Source organism: Rhizobium sp. O111, from assembly GCF_055616315.1.
This window is the reverse complement of the sequence record NZ_JBSHXL010000001.1, coordinates 1,052,584-1,071,504: the sequence shown is the minus strand read 5'-3', so window position 1 is coordinate 1,071,504 and position 18,921 is coordinate 1,052,584. Positions and strand designations below refer to the sequence as shown.

General features: G+C 61.5%; 14 protein-coding genes, 1 tRNA gene and 1 pseudogene. 10 read left to right on the top strand and 6 right to left on the bottom strand.

Annotated features, from left to right (window positions below; genetic code table 11):
• Window positions 1-46: 46 nt before the first annotated feature.
• Both ACVTFQ_RS05455 and ACVTFQ_RS05450 read right to left on the bottom strand, forming a co-directional pair.
• Window positions 47-2,494: a penicillin-binding protein 1A gene (locus ACVTFQ_RS05455; RefSeq protein ID WP_111561176.1), complete on the bottom strand. Its 2,448-nt coding sequence runs from the start codon at window positions 2,492-2,494 to the stop codon at window positions 47-49.
• A 243-nt stretch (window positions 2,495-2,737) separates the two neighbouring features.
• Window positions 2,738-3,919 carry an N-acetylmuramoyl-L-alanine amidase gene (locus ACVTFQ_RS05450; RefSeq protein ID WP_111561534.1) on the bottom strand — a complete coding sequence of 394 codons (1,182 nt, stop codon included), beginning with the start codon at window positions 3,917-3,919 and terminating at the stop codon, window positions 2,738-2,740.
• Window positions 3,920-4,630: 711 nt separating this feature from the next.
• Here ACVTFQ_RS05450 and ACVTFQ_RS05445 point away from each other — a divergent pair.
• Window positions 4,631-7,528, top strand: a complete 2,898-nt coding sequence (locus ACVTFQ_RS05445) for an Rne/Rng family ribonuclease (RefSeq protein ID WP_111561175.1) — start codon at window positions 4,631-4,633, stop codon at window positions 7,526-7,528.
• A gap of 443 nt (window positions 7,529-7,971) precedes the next feature.
• Here the strand turns inward: ACVTFQ_RS05445 and ACVTFQ_RS05440 are convergent, their stop codons facing one another.
• Window positions 7,972-9,075, bottom strand: a complete 1,104-nt coding sequence (locus ACVTFQ_RS05440) for a COX15/CtaA family protein (RefSeq protein ID WP_111561174.1) — start codon at window positions 9,073-9,075, stop codon at window positions 7,972-7,974.
• A gap of 120 nt (window positions 9,076-9,195) precedes the next feature.
• On the opposite strand from ACVTFQ_RS05440, the gene ACVTFQ_RS05435 reads away from it, so the two are divergent.
• Both ACVTFQ_RS05435 and ACVTFQ_RS05430 read left to right on the top strand, forming a co-directional pair.
• Window positions 9,196-9,405 carry a DUF2842 domain-containing protein gene (locus ACVTFQ_RS05435; RefSeq protein WP_018898664.1) on the top strand — a complete coding sequence of 70 codons (210 nt, stop codon included), beginning with the start codon at window positions 9,196-9,198 and terminating at the stop codon, window positions 9,403-9,405.
• 117 nt (window positions 9,406-9,522) lie between these two features.
• The gene (locus ACVTFQ_RS05430) at window positions 9,523-10,767 is read left to right on the top strand and encodes a GNAT family N-acetyltransferase (protein WP_047513151.1); all 1,245 of its coding nucleotides are present in this window, start codon (window positions 9,523-9,525) and stop codon (window positions 10,765-10,767) included.
• Here ACVTFQ_RS05430 and ACVTFQ_RS05425 read toward each other — a convergent pair whose 3' ends face one another.
• The gene (locus ACVTFQ_RS05425) at window positions 10,768-12,933 is read right to left on the bottom strand and encodes a Wzz/FepE/Etk N-terminal domain-containing protein (RefSeq protein WP_111561173.1); all 2,166 of its coding nucleotides are present in this window, start codon (window positions 12,931-12,933) and stop codon (window positions 10,768-10,770) included.
• A 188-nt stretch (window positions 12,934-13,121) separates the two neighbouring features.
• Between ACVTFQ_RS05425 and ACVTFQ_RS05420 the strand changes: the two genes are divergently transcribed.
• From ACVTFQ_RS05420 to ACVTFQ_RS05390, 7 genes and pseudogenes are all read left to right on the top strand, one after another.
• Window positions 13,122-13,697 carry a polysaccharide biosynthesis/export family protein gene (locus ACVTFQ_RS05420; protein ID WP_018898667.1) on the top strand — a complete coding sequence of 192 codons (576 nt, stop codon included), beginning with the start codon at window positions 13,122-13,124 and terminating at the stop codon, window positions 13,695-13,697.
• 6 nt (window positions 13,698-13,703) lie between these two features.
• Window positions 13,704-14,873 (top strand): glycosyltransferase family 4 protein, encoded by a 1,170-nt coding sequence (locus ACVTFQ_RS05415; RefSeq protein WP_047513156.1) that lies wholly within the window; start codon window positions 13,704-13,706, stop codon window positions 14,871-14,873.
• A gap of 57 nt (window positions 14,874-14,930) precedes the next feature.
• Window positions 14,931-15,159, top strand: a pseudogene (locus ACVTFQ_RS05410) (undecaprenyl-phosphate glucose phosphotransferase); the annotation flags it as partial.
• Between the two features lie 17 nt (window positions 15,160-15,176).
• Window positions 15,177-16,487, top strand: a complete 1,311-nt coding sequence (locus tag ACVTFQ_RS05405; protein ID WP_409527911.1) for an undecaprenyl-phosphate glucose phosphotransferase — start codon at window positions 15,177-15,179, stop codon at window positions 16,485-16,487.
• On the top strand, window positions 16,484-17,728 hold the full coding sequence (locus ACVTFQ_RS05400) for an O-antigen ligase family protein (RefSeq protein ID WP_112435900.1): 1,245 nt from the start codon (window positions 16,484-16,486) through the stop codon (window positions 17,726-17,728). The genes ACVTFQ_RS05405 and ACVTFQ_RS05400 overlap by 4 nt, the downstream gene beginning before the upstream one ends.
• Before the next feature lie 38 nt (window positions 17,729-17,766).
• Window positions 17,767-18,060: a helix-turn-helix domain-containing protein gene (locus tag ACVTFQ_RS05395; protein ID WP_111561170.1), complete on the top strand. Its 294-nt coding sequence runs from the start codon at window positions 17,767-17,769 to the stop codon at window positions 18,058-18,060.
• Window positions 18,061-18,126: 66 nt separating this feature from the next.
• Window positions 18,127-18,276: a hypothetical protein gene (locus ACVTFQ_RS05390; RefSeq protein ID WP_018898672.1), complete on the top strand. Its 150-nt coding sequence runs from the start codon at window positions 18,127-18,129 to the stop codon at window positions 18,274-18,276.
• Window positions 18,277-18,307: 31 nt separating this feature from the next.
• Here ACVTFQ_RS05390 and ACVTFQ_RS05385 read toward each other — a convergent pair whose 3' ends face one another.
• The gene (locus ACVTFQ_RS05385; RefSeq protein ID WP_313760326.1) at window positions 18,308-18,481 is read right to left on the bottom strand and encodes a hypothetical protein; all 174 of its coding nucleotides are present in this window, start codon (window positions 18,479-18,481) and stop codon (window positions 18,308-18,310) included.
• Between the two features lie 290 nt (window positions 18,482-18,771).
• Window positions 18,772-18,848: transfer RNA gene (locus ACVTFQ_RS05380), tRNA-Pro, on the bottom strand.
• Between the last annotated feature and the right edge of the window lie 73 nt (window positions 18,849-18,921).

The window sequence follows — 18,921 nt, the reverse complement described above, 5'->3', positions numbered from 1 at the left end:
CCGCGGATGTAAAGAGCCGCGACCGCCACGCTATCAGCGGAAAATGTCAGTAGAGACCGCCGGCGCCGGATTGAACCGCCTGGTTGGCCTGCGGCGAGGTCTTCAGGATTTCCTCCGGCGCCATGGTGTTGTCCATGCCGATAACGGAGTAGCTGTCGGCCGGGCCGGTGCCGGGCTTGAAGGCCTCGATGATGGTGTTCGGGTCGCCCTGCGTCGCGGCCATGCCGGTCTTGCGGTCGATCGGGATCAGGTTCATCCCGGCAGGGATGACGAACTTCGATACCGGCGTGTCCTTGACGGCCGCCTGCATGAACTCGTTGAAGACGGGCGCGGACAGCGAGCTGCCGGTGCCGCCGCGGCCCAGCGTCGATGGCGAATCGAAACCGATATAAAGACCGGCGACCAAATCCGGTGTGAAGCCGACGAACCAAGCGTCCTTTTCGTCGTTGGTCGTGCCGGTCTTGCCGGCGACGTCGCGTTCGCCGAGCTGAACCTTGCCGGCGGCGGTGCCGCGCTGGATAACGCCCTGCATCATCGAGGTGATCTGGTAGGAGGTCATCGGGTCGAGAACGGTTTCGCGGTTATCGACCACGTTCGGCTCTTCCTGGTTCTGCCAGTCGCTGGCGTTGCAGGCCTCGCAGACACGCTCCTCATGCTTGAAGATGGTCTTGCCGTAGCGGTCCTGGATACGGTCGATGAGCGTCGGCTTGATCTGCTTGCCGCCGTTGGCGATGACCGAATAGGCCGACACCATGCGCAGCACGGTGGTTTCGCCGGAGCCGAGCGACATGGCCAGTACAGGCATCATCTTGTCGTAGATGCCAAAGCGGTTGGCATATTCGGCAACGACGTTCATGCCGAGGTCGTTGGCGAGGCGCACCGTCATGCGGTTGCGCGAGTGCTCGATGGCGAAGCGCAGCGTGTTGGCGCCACCACCCTCGCCTTCGTAGTTATCAGGTGCCCAGACCTGGCCGTTGCCGACCTGGATTTCGAGCGGATCGTCGCTGACGACCGAGGCCGGCGTGTAGCCATTGTCCATCGCGGCTGCGTAGACGAAGGGCTTGAAGGACGAACCAGGCTGGCGCATCGCCTGCGTCGCGCGGTTGAATTCCGACTGGGCATAGGAGAAGCCGCCGACCATGGCCAGCACGCGGCCGGTCTTCGGATCCATCGCGACGAAACCACCACCGACCTTCGGCGGCTGGCGCAGACGGTAGGATGTGGAGCTGTCGCCGCCAAGCCGTTCGACGAAGACGACGTCGCCCGGCTGCAGCACGCCCTGCGGCGACTTGGACGTCTTGCCGCCGGTGGCCGAACGGAAGGCCCACTGCATGTTCTTGGCTTCAATGGTCCCGCGCTGGCGGTCAGAGCCGATCTTGCCGGCGCCATCCTTCTGCGGCTGCAGGCCGATGTCGACGCTGTCGCTGGCGACGGCGAGCACGACGGCGAGGTCCCATTCCGGAACGTCGGAGAGAGCCGGGATATCGGCGAGCGCCTTACCCCAATCCGACGTCGTGTCGATCTGCTTGATCGGGCCGTGGAAGCCGCGGCGTTCATCATAGTTGATCAGGCCATCCTGCAGCGCCTTGCGCGCGAAGACCTGCAATTGCGGGTCGAAGGAGGTGCGAACCGAGAGGCCACCCTCATAGAGCATCTTCTCGCCGTACTGGTCGATCAGCTGGCGGCGGACGGCTTCGGCGAAGTAGCCCGATGCGAAGAGCGACGGACCGCTGGTGCGACCGGTAACGCCGAGCGGCTGCTTCTTGGCTTCCGCGCCATCCGACTGGCTGACATAGCCATTCTCGACCATGCGGTCGATAACCCAGTTGCGGCGGGTGACCGCGGCCTCAGGATGGCGGAACGGGTGGTAGTTCGCCGGGCCCTTCGGCAGCGAGGCCAGATAGGCGGCATCAGCGATGGTCAGTTCGTTGACCGACTTGTTGAAATAGGTGAGTGCGGCGCTGGCGATACCGTAGGAGTTGAGGCCGAAGAAGATCTCGTTGAGATAGAGCTCAAGGATCTTGTCCTTGCTGTAGGCCTGCTCGATGCGGAAGGAGAGAATGGCTTCCTTGGCCTTGCGCTCCATGGTCTGTTCGCTCGACAGCAGGAAGTTCTTGGCGACCTGCTGCGTGATCGTGGAACCACCCTGCGTCGGGCCACCGGTCAGATAAGCGACCACGGCGCGGCCGAAGCCGGTGACGTCGATACCAGGGTGCTGGTAGAAATTCTTGTCTTCGGCGGACAGGAACGCGGCCTTGACGCGATCGGGGACGGCCTGGATCGGCAGGAACAGGCGACGCTCCTTGGCATACTCGGCCATCAGCGCGCCGTTGCCGGCATGCACGCGCGTCGTCACCGGCGGCTCATAGCTGCTCAGCACCGCGTAATCAGGAAGATCCTTCGTCACCGTCGCCAAATAAACGGCAACGGCCGCCGCTACGCCCAGGAACAGGACGCAAGCCGCTCCGAAGAAATATCCAAGAAGTCTGATCATATCTAAGCTACCGGTATCTCAATTGTCGATCGGCGCGCGCATAACAATCGCATGAACCGCGGCACTTTGCACGCTGCGCGAATTACTCCATGCCGGATGCGGCCACAAGCCAATTCCGTTTTGCACACGGAAACATAGCCGTGAGTAATGGCCTGAATGTGAGGAAAGTAGGGCTTTTGCCTGCAATTCCACACGCATACATGTTTACGCACGCAAGTGTCACATCTGAGCAACGGCCGCCTATCAGCCGCCATTGGCGACCATGGATGCATGGTAATGCTTCACCGCTTCCGTCAACAGGTCACCCATCTTGGCGCGCCAGGTGTCGTCGAGCAGCAGTTTCTCGTCTTCCTTGTTCGAGAGGAAGCCGAGTTCCAGCAGGATGGAGGGAACATCGGGTGCCTGCAGAACGCGGAAGCCGGCGTGGCGGTGCGGGTTGTTGATGGTCCCGACCTGATCCTTGAAGGAGGCCAGCACACTCTCAGCCATCGAGATCGAAAACGCCTGCGTCTCGCGGCGCGTCAGGTCGAGCAGGATGTCGGCCACTTCGGGCGGCTCGGTCGCGGCCGCCTTGCCGGCGATCTGGTCGGACAGGTTTTCGCGATCGGCGAGATCGGCGGCGAGCTTGTCGGATGCCTTGTCGGAGATGGTGTAGACGGTGGCGCCGCGAATATCCTTCTGGCGCAACGTGTCGGCATGCATGGAGACGAAGAGTGCCGCGTGGTTCTGCCGCGCGATCTGCACGCGCTCGGAAAGCGACAGGAACGAATCATCCTTGCGGGTCAGGAAAGCCTTGATGCCGGGTTCACGATTCAGCCGGTCGGCGAGCGTCTTGGCGAAGGCCAGCGTGACATCCTTTTCCTGGGTCTTCGTGTCGACGCCGATCGCGCCGGTATCGATGCCGCCGTGGCCGGCGTCGACGGCAACGATGAAGTCGCCGGGCTCAGCCTTTTCGGGCACCGGTATGGCGCTTGTCGTTTGCGCGGCCTCAGGCTCGTTCCAGGATTGGGCTTTCACCAGTTCGGCGAAGGTCGCCTTGTCGGTCATCTCGGCTTCGAGAACGAGCCGCTGGCCCTTGCCGTTTTCATCCGCCTGAACCCTCGCCATGCCGATGCGAACGGGCTTTGTCGCCGTCAACACGATACGGGCGCTGTCGCCATCCATCGTGCCGTAGCGGATATCCTTGAAAAGGCCCCTCGCCTCGAGATCCTTGGCGGGAAACCCGAAAGCGGTTGCCGGAAGATCGACGACGACGCGTTCCGGATTGGCGATGTAGTGGATGGAGAAGCTCGGGGGACGATCGAAATCGATGACGATGCGGGTCCTGGCGTCGTCGCCGACGATACGCGCGCCATAGGCCAGCAGGCGCTCTTCGCCGGCCGCGGTCGCCACCGAATGACTGACCAACGGAACGGCCACGGCCATCACCGCGGCAACCAGCCAAGCCCTGAAGTTTTTCGTCCGCAAGCCGGATTTCACCGTTGCGCGCCGCGTCTCGCTATACAACCGACTGTCATGCCCCAATTGTCATCAATGCCGGATCCCGCGATACACGCGATTGCGACCGAGAACAATTGTCACTGTCGCCGCGCCGGAATCACCTCGTCCACCGCTATTTTTTATGATGCTGCAAATCCATCAATATTATGGCACATTTGGCTTTTCCCTTGCTATTGTGACGGAGAAAACATACAAGCAATTTTAGGGTAGAAGCACTGACGGGATAGAGTCGCCGACAAGGCAGCCAACCGCAAAGGACCTGGCGCCACAACCGGCAATCGTCCGCCGTCTTACATGCTTCCACTCGACAATGGATCCTGATTTTTCCGGAGTATGCGGAAACTTCATCGGTGGATTGCCACCAACCGCTCTTTAAAGAGAGAGCAAACTCATCGGGCCTGAATAAGGTCTTTGTTTTGTCGATCTCGCTTGGTCTTTTATGGTGTCGCAGCAGGTTTTATCTAAAGTCTACAGACCCCGGGAGAAGAGTTTCCCCGCTGCTGTCTGGCTGCTGCCTTCCACACCGAACCAATCGCGACTTTCACTATCCGGCGCTGCTATGACGGTCCGCACTCCCCTTGTCTTATCGACTGCGGAGACTGCCGACGATCGACCGCGCCGAGGAGCTCAGCTTACATGGCAGACAAAATGCTTATCGACGCGTCTCACGAGGAAGAGACGCGCGTCGTTGTCGTTCGCGGAAACCGCATAGAAGAATTTGACTTCGAGTCGGAACACAAGAAGCAAATTCGCGGCAACATCTACCTCGCAAAGGTAACGAGGGTCGAGCCTTCGCTGCAGGCTGCTTTCGTCGATTACGGCGGCAACCGGCACGGCTTCCTGGCCTTCGCCGAAATCCATCCCGATTATTACCAGATCCCGCTTGCCGACCGTCAGGCCCTGTTGCGCGCCGAAGCCGAAGAGCATCGCCGCGACGACGACGTCGAGCATGTTGATACGGCACGGATCGACCCCGCGACCCAGGAACAACCCGATGTCGGCATCGTTGCCAAGGACGAGCCTGATGCGCCAGTTGAAGCTGCTGTAGAGGTCGTAGAGACCGTCGAAGCTGCAGAGGTTGTCGAAACCGTCGAGGAAGCGCCTGCAAAGAAGGCAGCCAAGCCCCGCCGGAGCCGTAAGAAAGTCGTTCCCGCCGCTGACGAAGCGACGGTTGAAGCCGATGCCGCGGCATCGTCCGACGACGACGGCTCCACCGGCGGCGAGATGGCCGCCATGGTCGAGACCGACACGATTTCCGAAGACGTCGATGCGCGCCGCCGCGGTGACGACGAGGACGACGACGATCATGATCACGAAGAAGAAGTGATCGAGAACGTCGGCGCCGAAGACGCCATGGAAGAGGTTCCCGATCGCGTGCAGCGCAAGCCGCGCAAGCAGTACCGCATCCAGGAAGTCATCAAGCGTCGCCAGATCCTGCTCGTTCAGGTCGCCAAGGAAGAACGTGGCAACAAGGGCGCCGCCCTCACCACCTATCTGTCGCTTGCCGGCCGTTATTCGGTTCTGATGCCGAACACCGCACGTGGCGGTGGCATCTCCCGCAAGATCACCAGCCCTCAGGACCGCAAGCGCCTGAAGGAAATTGCCAAGATGCTCGAAGTGCCGCAGGGCATGGGGGTCATCCTGCGCACCGCCGGCGCCAACCGCACCAAGGTCGAGGTCAAGCGCGACTTCGAATACCTGATGCGTCTTTGGGAAAACGTCCGTACGCTGACGCTCGCATCGACCGCGCCTTGCCTCGTCTACGAGGAAGGCTCGCTCATCAAGCGTTCGATCCGCGACCTCTACAACAAGGATATCGGCGAGATCATCGTCTCCGGCGAAGAAGGCTATCGTGAAGCGAAAGACTTCATGAAGATGCTGATGCCGAGCCACGCCAAGGTGGTCCAGCCTTACCGCGACATTCACCCGATCTACTCGCGCTCCGGCATCGAAGCCCAGCTCGACCGTATGCTGCAGCCGCAGGTGACGCTGAAGTCGGGTGGCTACCTGATCATCAACCAGACGGAAGCGCTGGTTTCGATCGACGTCAACTCCGGTCGTTCGACCCGCGAGCACTCGATCGAAGACACGGCACTGCAGACCAACCTCGAGGCCGCCGACGAAGTCGCTCGTCAGTTGCGCCTGCGCGACCTGGCAGGGCTTGTCGTCATCGACTTCATCGACATGGAAGAAAAGCGCAACAACCGCGCTGTCGAGAAGAAGCTGAAGGATTGCCTGAAGAACGATCGCGCCCGCATCCAGGTCGGCCGCATCTCGCACTTCGGCCTGCTCGAAATGTCGCGCCAGCGCATTCGCGCATCGGTTCTCGAATCGACGACGCAGGTCTGCTCGCATTGCGGCGGCACCGGTCATGTTCGCTCGCAGTCTTCCGTTGCCCTGCACGTGCTGCGCGGTATCGAAGAATATCTGCTCAAGAACACGACCCACGACATCACGGTTCGCACGACGCCGGAGATCGCTCTTTATATCCTCAACCACAAGCGTCAGACGATCGTTGACTATGAAGCCCGCTTCGGCGTCGCCATCATCATCGATGCCGATGGCGCGGTTGGCGCGCAGCATTTCGCGATCGATCGCGGCGAAGCCGTCGAGAACCCGGTCAAGATCGAAACGCTCTTCAACTTTGCGGCCATCCCTGAAGACGACGACGACGACGTCGTTATCGAGATCGACGAAGAAGAAGACGAAGAGCTGGAAGAAAAGCAGGCGTCGGAACGTCCGGCTGCCGCTGCCCGTGCAGAGGGCGAAGGTGACGGACGCAAGCGAAAGCGCCGCCGTCGTCGTCGCGGCCGTAACGGCAATGGCGAGCAGCAGGCATCCGACGAGAACGGCGCCGAACAGGCTGGCGACGAAGACGGTAGTGACGAGGAAGGCGACGACGCCGAAACCACGTCCGCTGCCGGCTCCGAAGAACGCGCAGAAGGTGATGACGCACAGCGCCGCAAGCGCCGCCGTCGCGGCAAGCGCGGCGGTCGCCGCAACCGCGAGGAAGGTGCCGAAGGCGCTGAGGGCGACGATGTTGCCGAAGTTGATGGCGATGTTGCCGCAAGCGCGGAAGCAGGCGAGACCACGGACGAAGCCGCAGTCGCAACCGAAGACAGCGCACCGGTAGACGTTGTCGTCGAAGCCGCTGCAGCAGAAGCTGTCGAAGCCTCCTCGGCCATGGCCGCCGTTGAAGCTGGCGCCACCGTAACGGAAGACGTGAAGCCGAAGCGCGCTCGTCGCAGCCGCAAGGCCTCGCCGGTCGAAGAGCCTGTCGTGGAAGCAGAAGTGGCACCTGCCGCTGAAGCCGCACCGGTTGCCGAAGCAGCCCCTGCCGCCGAGCCGGAAGTCGCCGAAGCGTCCGCCGATCTGGCAGCGCCCGCTGAAGAAGAAGCAAAGCCCGTTCGCGCCAATCGCGGTGCAAACGTTGCCTCCTCCGAACCAACCGTCAAGTCGTCCACCACGGAAGCGGCTGATGGCGACGGCAAGCCGAAGAAGGCCGGCTGGTGGCAGCGCCGCGGTTTTTTCTGAGACTGATTTTCGGACGTGATTGATTGAAATCCGGCTGCGGCAACGCAGCCGGATTTTTTTGTTCAGGGGGTTATGTGGTGGCGGAGCCGGGATACGTCAGATAGCTCCGGTGGCGGGGCTTGGATGTCGGTCTCGCGCGGCCCCGTAAACAGGGTGCGCCATATCAAGCCTCCAGATGCTTGAACGCTCTCACACGCGGCGAAGTCTCATCCCTGCCCTGCCAGCAACCGTCGCTCACGCTAGGCTCGGCTAATGCGTATTGGCGCTTTTGGCTGGCACAAGCGCGAAACTGGTTCCAGCCAGAAAAAGCTGCAACGGTTTGGCGATAGACAGATAAGCAAACAGCGAGATCGGCTTCCGGCCGGATCTCGCTGAGACAAATTTGAGGATTGGTGCAAGGCTAGTCACGAACCGCACGTTCGCGCGCCGATAGTGGCGCCAAATCAATCGCGTTCGGAAATAACCGTCGCGTGCGGGTATTCGCCGTAGAAGCCGCGCCAATTGGCGATCGCGAAGCCGAAGACGACGAGTGCGCCGCCTTGGTGCAGCAGGCCCCAGTGGAGCGGGACTTCGAGCAGCAAGGTGGCGATGCCGATCGAGGCCTGGATGGTGACGAGGGCGAACATGACGACGGCGCGGCGTGCGTGGGTCGTTGCCGGCGCTGCGCGCAGCAGCATGATCATGTTGATCAGCGTTACGGCAAACAGCGTGTAGGCGCCGACGCGGTGGATGAACTGTACCGTCTTCGGGTTTTCGAAGAAGTTGATCCAGGCGGGCTGCTGGATCAGGAGATCGGACGGCACGATGGCGCCGTCCATCAGCGGCCATGTATTGTAGGTGAAGCCCGCGTCGAGACCGGCGACCAGCGCGCCGAGATAGATCTGGAACAAGGTCAGCGCGGCGATCACGCCGGCCCAGACACGCGCGCTTTTGGTCGGCGCCGTGTCTTCGGAATGCGGCGAGAGCGCGCGCATGATCCACATGCAAGATGCGAAGATCAGACAGGCCGTGATCAGATGCGTCGCCAGGCGATACTGGCTGACATCAGTACGCGCGGTCAGTCCCGACGAGACCATCCACCAGCCGATGGCGCCCTGGAAGCCGCCGAGTGCCAGAATGCCGACGAGAGGCCAGCGCAGGCGGCGCTCGATCCTGCCGGTTGCCCAGAAATAGAGGAGCGGGAGCGCGAAGATCACGCCGATGCCGCGGGCGATCAGGCGATGCGCCCATTCCCACCAGAAGATGCCCTTGAACTCATCGACGGTCATGTCGCTGTTGATCTGCTGGAATTCGGGAATGCGCTGATAGAGCTTGAATTCTTCTTCCCATTCCGTCGCGTTCAGCGGCGGGATAACGCCGTGGATCGGCTTCCACTCGGTGATCGACAGGCCGGAATTGGTCAGGCGCGTCGCGCCGCCCACAATCACCAGACAGAACAGCGCGAGAAGGACGATGCCGAGCCAAATTCGTATGGCCTTGCGATTATCATCCTGCTTGCGCACCTGGCGCAGAATTTCCTGTTCAGTCGTGAGATCAGCGACGGCCATGGACGGACTCCTTCGTTCCGACAGTTGATTTGCCTTAGCCACTGATGCAAAACAAGTCCGAACATTTGCGGCATGCAGTCGCGGTGGCCTGCCTGCACATCCCATACCGGAATTCACCAGATGCCTGTCCGCCTTCGCAAGTTCATCGGCACCATCCTCATCGTCGTCCTCGTTCTGGTCTATGCGCTGGTTGCGAATACGATCGCGGTTGCAACGCTCGGCAATGCGCCTTGGTGGGGCCACCTGCTCTATTTTTCGCTGACGGGGCTGCTCTGGGTGTTGCCGGCGATGGTCATCATCAAGTGGATGGCCGGCCCGAAGCAGCAATAGGCATTAATCGCGGACTAACCGTGATTGACGGAAAAGCCGGCGGCCGGGTGCGCGTAAAGGAAATGGATGCGCTGCCGCGCTATTTTCCCGGGCAGTATCTTTTCCCGGAGAACGCCCGTGCAAACGCAGAAGCTTCCATTGGAATCCGCGCCGCGTGACATCGCCGCAGACGCCGATGCCGGATTGGCGAAGCTCAGGGAGATCAATGCGCGGCTCTCCTTCGATGCGATCGAGATCGACATCGTCGATTCCATCGAGGCTATGGAGCCCGAATGGCGTGCGCTCGAGCGTGACAATCTGAATTCCCTGCACCAGGGCTATGACTGGTGCGCCTCCTGGATGAAGGCCTACGGCAATACGGCCGCCGTCGTCCGTGGCCGGTCGGGGACGCGAACGATATTCATCCTTCCCGTCGAGATCTTCCGGTCGCGCGGCGTGCGTGTCGCGAAGTTCATCGGCGCCGACCACAGCAACATAAACACCGGCCTGTTTGCCGCCGACTTCGCGGATGCCTTCGAGGCACTCGATACGCATGACCTTGCCGCGCGTATCTCCGGCGCGCTCAAGGGCAAAGCCGATCTGCTGCTCCTGCAGAACATTCCCCTGACATGGCGCGGCCGTCACAATCCGCTAGCGCTGCTGCCGATGGTGCAGAACCAGAACCACGCCTACCAGCTGCCGCTGTTCGACACGATGGAAGTGACGCTGAAGCAATTGAACGCCAAGAGCCGGCGGAAGAAGTTCCGGGTGCAGTCGAAGCGGCTGGAGGAACTTGGGGGCTTCGATTATGTCCATGACACGGATACCGCGAGCCAGCACGCGCTTCTTGATCAGTTCTTCCGGCTGAAGAGCGAACGCTTCAAGGCGATGGGGCTACCCGACGTCTTCGCGGACGCCGAGACGAAGGCCTTTCTTCATGGCGCGATCGATATCCGCGACGCCAAGAACGAACTGTCAGGTCTCGAAATGCATGCGATCCAGCTGAAAGGCGAGCATGCCGGTCACGTGGCGGCTGTCGCCGGCATTTCGCGCAAGGGCGATCATGTGATCTGCCAGTTCAGCGCGATCGACGAGAGCATCGGCGCCGAGGCAAGCCCGGGCGAGTTTCTGTTCTGGCAGATGATATCGGGCCTGCACGGCAAGGGAGTCAGCATGTTCGATTTCGGCCTGGGCGACCAGGGCTACAAGCGCTCCTGGGCGCCTGTCGAGACGGATCATTACGATGTCGTCCTGCCCCTCACCGCTCGCGGCGTGGTCGCCGGCACGGCACACCGGCTCGTCACCCGCGCCAAGGCCTACGTCAAATCGCAGCAGCGGCTCTATCGCGCCGCCCAGCGTCTGCGCCGGTTCGCCGGCGTCTGATCAGGCCGCCTGCTGGGCGACCGCCGCATTGCCATCCGTATTGCCGCCGGACATGAGCACGACGCGCTCGTAACCCGCCTCTTCGAAGCTGGTCATCGCGGCCACGAACTCTTCCTCGACGATCTCGGGCATGGAGAGGATGATTTCGACGGTCTTGCTCTGCGTCAGCTTGGAGACGCCGGCCACATCAGCAGCGCCGGATTCGACTAGCACCAGATCGTAGGCCGAGGAGAGAGCGTCGAGCAACAGCGAGAGGCGGTCGGCCCCACGCATGGCGCGGCGCATGTCGCTGGTGCCCTGGGGGATGAAGTGGGCGTCGGAGAGGTAGTCACCATGGATGGTGTCGCCAAAGGCTGCCTCACCGCACAGAAGGTCGGTCACGCCAGGCAGCGAGCGGCCCTGTGCGATCAGTTCCGTCGGGTGTCCGGAGCCGGTCATGTCGACGAGCACGACACGAGAGCCCGCCGACGCAAGCGCGCGCGCCAGGGCGACGGTCGCGGCCGAGCCATTGTCACCGGTCGGTGAAATTGCGATCGCCAGCGGTGCACGGCTGCCGATGAGGTAATGCGCGACGGAAGCGATGGAGAACTCGTTCTCCTCCTCAGGCTGTTCCGGGACGAGCTCTTCGGCGACTTCGTCTTGCTGTTCGTCTCTCACTTCCTGCTGGACGGCGAGCATGCTCGACGCGGGTGTGCGTGCCGGCGGCGAAGCAACTGCGACAACGTCGACCGTTTCCTGCTCGATCCGCTCTTCTACCTCGGCTCCCGACGTCGGCCGCAGGGCGCGGCCGCTAAAGAGCTCGGCCAGCATGATCGCGATCGAGGTCATGATGAAGGTCGCAAGTGCTGCGACAACGACGATCGGGACGACCTTGGGGAAGTAGGGATCGACCGGTTGAACGGCGGTCGAGACGATGCGGGCGTCAGCCGGGCTGGAATTCTTGTCGGCGCGCGAGGCGGCCTCGCGGAAGCGAGACAGATAGGTTTCGAGCAGCTGACGCTGGGCGGCTGCTTCGCGCTCAAGCGCATTCAGGCCAACCTCATCCTCGCCGGCCTGGGCGCTGTTTGCCTTGACCTTGTTGGACTGCTGCTCGAGCTCCTGCTCGCGAAGCGTCGCGACCTTTGCCTCGTTTTCGATGCTTGCCAGGATCTTCTGCGTTTCCTGACGGATCTGCGTCTTGATGTCGGCGAGCTGGGCGCGGAGGCTCTTCAGGCGCGGATGGTTGTTGAGCAGCGACGTCTGGAGGTCCGAGATCTGCGACTGCAGGCCGGATTCCGTTCCCTTCAGCCGCTGGATCGACTGAGACGACATGATGTCCTGCAGCGTATCGGATGCTTCGCCAGACGACAGCGCATTGCGCACGGACTGCGCGCGCGCCTCGGCATTCGCCCTCTCGCCGCGGACACGCGTCAATTCGGCGGAGATATCGTTCAGCTGCTGCGTCTGGAAATTGCCGCCGCCATTGGTCGGCAGCAGTCCATGGGCGGCGCGATATTCGGCGACCTTTTGCTCGGCGTCGCTGACCTTGGTGCGGAGGTTCTCGATTTCAGGCTCAAGCCAGCGCGTGGCTTCAGAGTTGGAATCAAGCTTGGCGCCGCTCTGCTTGGCGAGATAGGCGGCGGCCATGGCATTCGGGATCGTCGCCGCGAGCGCCGGATCCTTGGAGGTGAAGGTAATGCCGATGACGCGGGAACCGGGAACCTGATAGACCTGCAGGCGCTCGACGAAGGCGTCGATGACGCGCTCTTCCGGCGGGTTTGCAAGCGGGCTCTTCTTCAGATGCAGCGCGATCAGAATGTCGCCGAGCGCGGAGCTGTTGGCGGCTGCGTCAAACTCGGGGAGATCATAGAGCTTCTGGCTGCTGATGACCTGCTTTATGAGATCGGCCGACTGCAGGAGCTGAACCTGGCTGGAGATATTCAGTTCGTCTAGGAGCTGGGTTGCGTTCGCATCCGTTGCCTGCGCGGTGGCGAAGGCCGGCGCGCGCGGCTCGATCAGGATGCGGGTCTCGCTGCGATACTTCGGCGAGATCATCTTGGCGCCGGCAAAGGCCACCCCTGCCCCGAGCAAGGTGATCGCCACGACCTTGAGCCGACGGGCCCAGACGCCGCGGACCAGCTGGGCAAGATCGATATCGACATCCTGATTACCCGTCACGCCGGACATGCTCGTACTCCAAGAACAAAGGTGCCGCGAGGGTAAATGACTATAGTAACTCAAGGGTTAATGCTTACGGGCGCGGAGCTGACAGCCTTCGCAGCTCAAGAAAGAGCGAATTTGACTGCGGTCTTTACCGGTCATTAACCCTAACGGATCGATAACGGGGCAAGAGTTTCGTTTCCTGTGAGAAGCAGATGCCCGTCGCACAGCCCAAGTTTCTGATGGCCTTGAGCCTCGCCGCCATGACAGCAGTCTTGGGCGGCTGCAACAGCTATCAGCCCGCGCCGCGCGCATTCAACCAGGCGACGATCCAGCCCTATTCGCTGGATAGCGGCGACCGGCTTCGCATCACCGTGTTCGACCAGCCGAGCATGACCAACACCTACACGATCGATCAGGCAGGCTACATCGCCTTCCCGCTCGTCGGCCAGGTGCCGGCGCGTGGCCGCACGCTGCAGCAGCTCTCCGGCCAGATCGCGCAGAAACTCAAGCAGGGCTACCTCCGCGACCCCGACGTCACCATCGATGTCGACCGCTATCGTTCCATCTTCATCATGGGCGAAGTCGGCCAGCCCGGCCAGTACGCCTATGTTCCAGGCATGACCGCGCAGAACGCGATTGCTGTTGCCGGCGGCTTCACGCCGCGCGCCAACCAGAGCGCCGTCGATGTGACCAGAAAGATCAACGGCCAGGTGATGACCGGACGCGTCAACATCTCGTCCGCCATCATCGCCGGCGATACGCTCTATGTCCGCGAACGGTTGTTCTGATCATAGATGAGCGAACAGCGGCCCCTTCGCATCATTCACTGCTTCAGGTCCCCGGTCGGCGGCATCTTCCGCCACGTGCGCGATCTGGTGATTGAGCACAGCAAGGCTGGCCATGAAGTCGGCATTCTTTGCGACAGCTCGACCGGTGGAGAGCATGAGGACGCGCTGTTCGACGATATCAGGCCCTATCTGGCGCTGGGGCTGACGCGTGTGCCGATCCGGCGCTCGATCAGCCCTTCGGACATTGGCGTGCTTTGGGACGCCTACAAGAAGATCAAAAGTTTGCGGCCGGATGTGCTGCACGGACACGGCGCCAAAGGCGGCGTGCTCGCGCGACTAGCCGGCTCAGCCCTGCGGGTGAACAGGTATTGCGTAGCCCGCCTCTACACTGCCCATGGCGGAAGCCTGCATTATTCCCGCTCGTCGCTCCTGGGGCAATTCGTGCTCCGCATGGAGCGGTTGCAGGAATATCTCACGGACGCCCTGGTGTTCATCTGCGAGTACGAGCGCGACACCTACACCAAGAGGGTCGGCCGCCCGCGGACGCAGACGCGGCTGATCTACAACGGCATCAGCGAGCGAGACTTCGAGCTCGTCCCGACCCGGTCCGATGCCGTCCACTTCATCTACGTTGGCATGTTGCGGGACCTTAAGGGTCCCGACCTTTTTGTGGACGCGTTTGCAAAGACGGAGCGCCTGATCGGCCGGCCGCTGTCGGCGCTGATGATCGGCGACGGGCCGGATCGGGATCGCTACCGCGAGATGATGGTCGAGCGCGGCCTCGGCAAGCGGATCGGCATGCTGCCCGCGATGCGCGTGCAGCAGGCATTCGCGATGTCGCAGAACCTCGTCGTTCCGTCGCGAGCCGAAGCCATGCCCTATATCGTGCTCGAGGGGCTTGGCGCCGGCAAGACGATCATCGCGACCCGCGTCGGCGGCATTCCGGAAGCGCTCGGCAAGGACAGCGAGGCGCTGGTAGCGCCTGACAATGCCGACGATCTCGCTCGGGTGATGGCGGACGCTATCCGCGTTCCCGAATGGCACGAGAAAACCATGCCGCCGATCGACCAAGTGCGGTCGGTCTTTTCCGCTACCGTCATGGCCAAGGATGTGCTGAAACTCTATCGCGAGCTGCTTGAGCGTCGGGCCGCAAAGACAAGTAAAGCCACTTCGTAAAACGTTTCTTAGGGGCTTTCTGCTATTGCCGACTGGTGAAACAGCGGCGGTAGCCTCATGAACAAGGCAGAGAACAACGATCAATTTGATCTGGAAACCCTGCGCAAGCAAGTTTCCGACGTCAATCGACGCAGCGGCGGCGGCACTGAGAAGACCACCTCGGAGCCGCTCAACGACTACGCGCGTCAGATCGCCGAGCAGTTCAGCGATGGCACGCGCACGCCCGCGATCATGATCGGTCAGTTCCGCCTGATCGAATTTCTCTCGCAATTCGGCATCGGCCTGCTCTCCTTCCTGCTGTGGATGGATACGGAGGAAACGATCTCCATGCGCGCCGTCGCGTCCATATGCGTCGGCGCCGCGCTGGTACTCGCCCTGCAGACGGCCGATTGCTACACGATCCCGGCGCTGCGCGCCCGCACGCGCCCGCTGCCGAAAGTGCTGCTGACATGGACGCTGGTCTTTGGCGCCATGGTCGCCATTGTCGCGATCGTCAGTCCTGTCGATGCGGCGCAGCTGCGGTCCTATCTCTCGTGGTTCATCCTTGGCGGCGTCTTCCTGCTCGCATCGCGCTTCCTGCTCGCCTACGGCATCCGCAACTGGGCGCGAAACGGCATCATGGAGCGTCGCGCGGTTCTCGTCGGCGGCGGCCAGCCGGCCAAGGATTTCATTCGCCTGCTCGAACAGCAGCCCGACAACGACATCCGCATTTGCGGCATCTTCGATGACCGCGGCGACAAGCGGTCGCCGGCGATGGTCGCGGGCTATCCGAAGCTAGGGACGATCGGCGAGCTCGTCGAGTTCGCGCGCCTGACACGCATCGACATGCTGATCATCGCACTGCCGCTCAGCGCCGAGGCGCGCATCCTGCAATTGTTGAAGAAGCTGTGGGTGCTGCCTGTCGATATTCGCCTGGCCGCCCACTCCAACCGCCTGCGCTTCCGTCCGCGCGCCTATTCGCATGTCGGCTCGGTGCCGATGCTTGATATCTTCAACAAGCCCATTCGCGACTGGGATTCGGTGGCCAAGCGCTGCTTCGACATCTTCTTCGCCGTGCTTGCGCTTCTCGTGCTCTGGCCGATCATGCTGGGAACGGCCATTGCCATCAAGGCGACGTCTCAGGGTCCCGTCTTCTTCATGCAGAAGCGGCATGGCTTCAACAACGAGGTCATCAACGTCTTCAAGTTCCGCTCGATGTACACCAATATGAGCGACCCGACCGGAAAGGCGGCGGTGACCAAGGGCGACCCGCGCGTCACCCCCGTCGGCCGTTTCATCCGCAAGACGTCGATCGACGAACTGCCGCAGCTGTTCAACGTGCTTCTCGGCAATCTCTCGCTCGTCGGTCCCCGCCCGCATGCCGTGCTTGCCCAGGCCCGCGACCGCGCCTTCGGCGATGTCGTCGAGGGCTATTTCGCGCGCCACCGCGTCAAGCCCGGCGTCACCGGCTGGGCGCAGATCAACGGCTGGCGCGGCGAAGTCGACAATGACGACAAGATCAAGTTTCGCACGGCATACGACCTCTATTACATCGAGAACTGGTCGCTCTGGTTCGACCTGAAAATCCTGTTCCTCACGCCGTTCCGCCTGTTCAACACGGAAAACGCCTATTGAGCGCGATCGAGGCGACATATCCACGCGTCGCCCATCCACAACGGGCAACACTGCGACTGATCGGCTCGGCGGCCGTGACCGTCGGCGTATTCCTGTCGGGCTTCGTCATCAGCGAGCCCGCCCCGTATGAACTCTGGATGGCCTGTTTGGTCGGGCTGTGGTTCATCCTGGGGCTCAGGATCTCGCGCTATACCGTTCCTCTTCTGGCGCTGCTGATCACCTTCAACGTGGGCGGCATGCTGTCGCTGACGCAGATGAAGGATCTCGCCGATGGTCCGATGTACGTCGCGGTCTCGACCTTCCTCGCCTTGACTGCCGTCTTCTATGCCGCGATCATCGAGGACAGTCATCGTCGGCTGCCGCTCATCTTCAATGCCTGGACGTTTGCGGCCGTCATCACCTCGATGCTTGGTATTCTCGGCTACTTCCACGCCTTTCCGGGCTCCGAGGTCTTCACGCTCTACGACCGTGCCAAGGGCGCCTTTCAGGACCCGAACGTGTTCGGACCGTTCCTCGTGCCCCCTTCCCTCTATCTCGTGCACGGCATCCTGACGGGAAACCTGCGCGCGGCACCGATCAAGGCGGCGGCACTCCTGATCCTCGCGCTCGGCGTGTTCCTGTCGTTCTCGCGCGCGGCCTGGGGCCTGTTCCTGCTCACCATCATCCTCCTGATCTTCGTGATGCTGCTCAAGGAACGCAGCGGCGCGTTCCGTCTGCGCATTCTCGTTCTGTCGCTCGCCGCGATCCTGATGATGGTGGCGTCGCTTGTCATCGCGCTGCAGTTTCCCAAGGTCAGCGACCTCTTCTCGACGCGCGCGCAGCTTGTGCAGCAATATGACGGCGAGCACCTCGGGCGCTTCGACCGCCACCGGATCGGCTTCACGATGATGATGGAGCGACCGCTCGGGATCGGACCGATGGTGTTCGGCACCATCTTTCCCGAGGACGAGCACAATATCTGGCTAAAGTCACTGACGACCTACGGCTGGCTCGGTTTCGTCAGCTATGTCGGCATGCTCTTCTGGACCTTCTATCTCGGCTTCAAGAACCTGCTGAAGAACAGACCCTGGCAGCCCTATCTGATGATCGCCTGGATCGGCGTTCTCGGCCATGCAGCGATCGGCAACGTCATCGACATCGACCACTGGCGCCATGTCTATCTGCTCTTCGGCGTCGTATGGGGCTGCGCGGCGCTCGAGGCGCGGCATATGCGCGATCCAAACGCTCGCGACCGCCACTGAGCCCTTGCGAACCGCCATCGGCGCGCTAGTCTTTCCTTATGATCACAGCCATGCAGATACGCGCCGCCCGCGCCATGATGGGCATCTCCATAGAGCAACTGGCAACCGCATCCGGCCTGCCCGTCGCGACCCTCGAAACTCTTGAGCGCGACGAGACGCAAGGCGAGCCGCAGGCGCTGCTGGCGGTCAAGCAGGCGCTCGAGACGGGCGGCGTGCTGTTTATCGCCAGCGGTAATCATGACGAAGGTGGCCCGGGCGTTCGGCTGAAGGCACGCAGCGGCAGCGACGAGGGTATCCGTCCGGAAAACCTGAACTCTGCAAACGACGACTGAACGCTGGAACCAAAGTCGAGGTTTCGCGTTATTCCCGCGCATTATCAAAATGTTGGGGGATATTTCTTGAGAAACTCGAACGGTCTTTATGTAGTCATCGGCGCTCTGATTGTCGTCGTCGCCGGGCTTGGCGCCTATATCTATCACGAACAGACAAAGCCTAAGGGCGTCGAGATGAGCATCGGCCAGAACGGCGTGTCCATCGAGCAGAAATAACGTCTTGAGATGACTGGCGCGATAGTCGCGCTCAGTTCTTGAAGCTGGCGGCGCGCTCGCAATGCAGCGCGCCGTCGGTGATGACGCCAGCCGCGACCTTCATCAGATGTGCTTCCGCAAGTTCCATCAGCAAGAGCGCGACATCATGCTCTGACCAACCGGACCGAACAGCATTATCGACCATCTTCGACAGTGATTCGGACATTTTATCTCGAAGAGATTCGCTGCCAGCGACATCAATCATGAAAACCTCATGTATCTCCCGTATATCTATGCCACATATTGAAGCGATATTCGAGATCACCAGCAGTTTACCAGCATATTTATTAGAAATAACATCTTGCGTTGATTTAATACTGAATATCGGCGTCAAATATTATTGACAACGGCCGAATCGGCTAGCCCTGCACGCGATGACATGCAGCCAAATACAGTTATTCATCAGAGTTTTGATTGTGATCTCGGCTCCTGGGGGCTGCCGAAAATCTGATTAAATGGTCGGGGCGACAGGACTTGAACCTGCGACCCCTTGACCCCCAGTCAAGTGCGCTACCGGGCTGCGCTACGCCCCGACCTGCCTTTACGGCCTGATCCTGTTAGTCTTTTGGCTTTTTCCGTGCAAGCGAAAAATCACGTCGCTGGAAT

What these genes read in the sequence shown, in the direction of transcription:
- ACVTFQ_RS05455 (WP_111561176.1), bottom strand. Translation starts at nt 2,494, where the DNA reads ATGATCAGACTTCTTGGATATTTCTTCGGAGCGGCTTGCGTCCTGTTC.
- ACVTFQ_RS05450 (WP_111561534.1), bottom strand. Translation starts at nt 3,919, where the DNA reads ATGGCCGTGGCCGTTCCGTTGGTCAGTCATTCGGTGGCGACCGCGGCC.
- ACVTFQ_RS05445 (WP_111561175.1), top strand. Translation starts at nt 4,631, where the DNA reads ATGGCAGACAAAATGCTTATCGACGCGTCTCACGAGGAAGAGACGCGC.
- ACVTFQ_RS05440 (WP_111561174.1), bottom strand. Translation starts at nt 9,075, where the DNA reads ATGGCCGTCGCTGATCTCACGACTGAACAGGAAATTCTGCGCCAGGTG.
- ACVTFQ_RS05435 (WP_018898664.1), top strand. Translation starts at nt 9,196, where the DNA reads ATGCCTGTCCGCCTTCGCAAGTTCATCGGCACCATCCTCATCGTCGTC.
- ACVTFQ_RS05425 (WP_111561173.1), bottom strand. Translation starts at nt 12,933, where the DNA reads ATGTCCGGCGTGACGGGTAATCAGGATGTCGATATCGATCTTGCCCAG.
- ACVTFQ_RS05420 (WP_018898667.1), top strand. Translation starts at nt 13,122, where the DNA reads ATGCCCGTCGCACAGCCCAAGTTTCTGATGGCCTTGAGCCTCGCCGCC.
- ACVTFQ_RS05415 (WP_047513156.1), top strand. Translation starts at nt 13,704, where the DNA reads ATGAGCGAACAGCGGCCCCTTCGCATCATTCACTGCTTCAGGTCCCCG.
- ACVTFQ_RS05405 (WP_409527911.1), top strand. Translation starts at nt 15,177, where the DNA reads ATGGATACGGAGGAAACGATCTCCATGCGCGCCGTCGCGTCCATATGC.
- ACVTFQ_RS05395 (WP_111561170.1), top strand. Translation starts at nt 17,767, where the DNA reads ATGATCACAGCCATGCAGATACGCGCCGCCCGCGCCATGATGGGCATC.
- ACVTFQ_RS05385 (WP_313760326.1), bottom strand. Translation starts at nt 18,481, where the DNA reads ATGTCCGAATCACTGTCGAAGATGGTCGATAATGCTGTTCGGTCCGGT.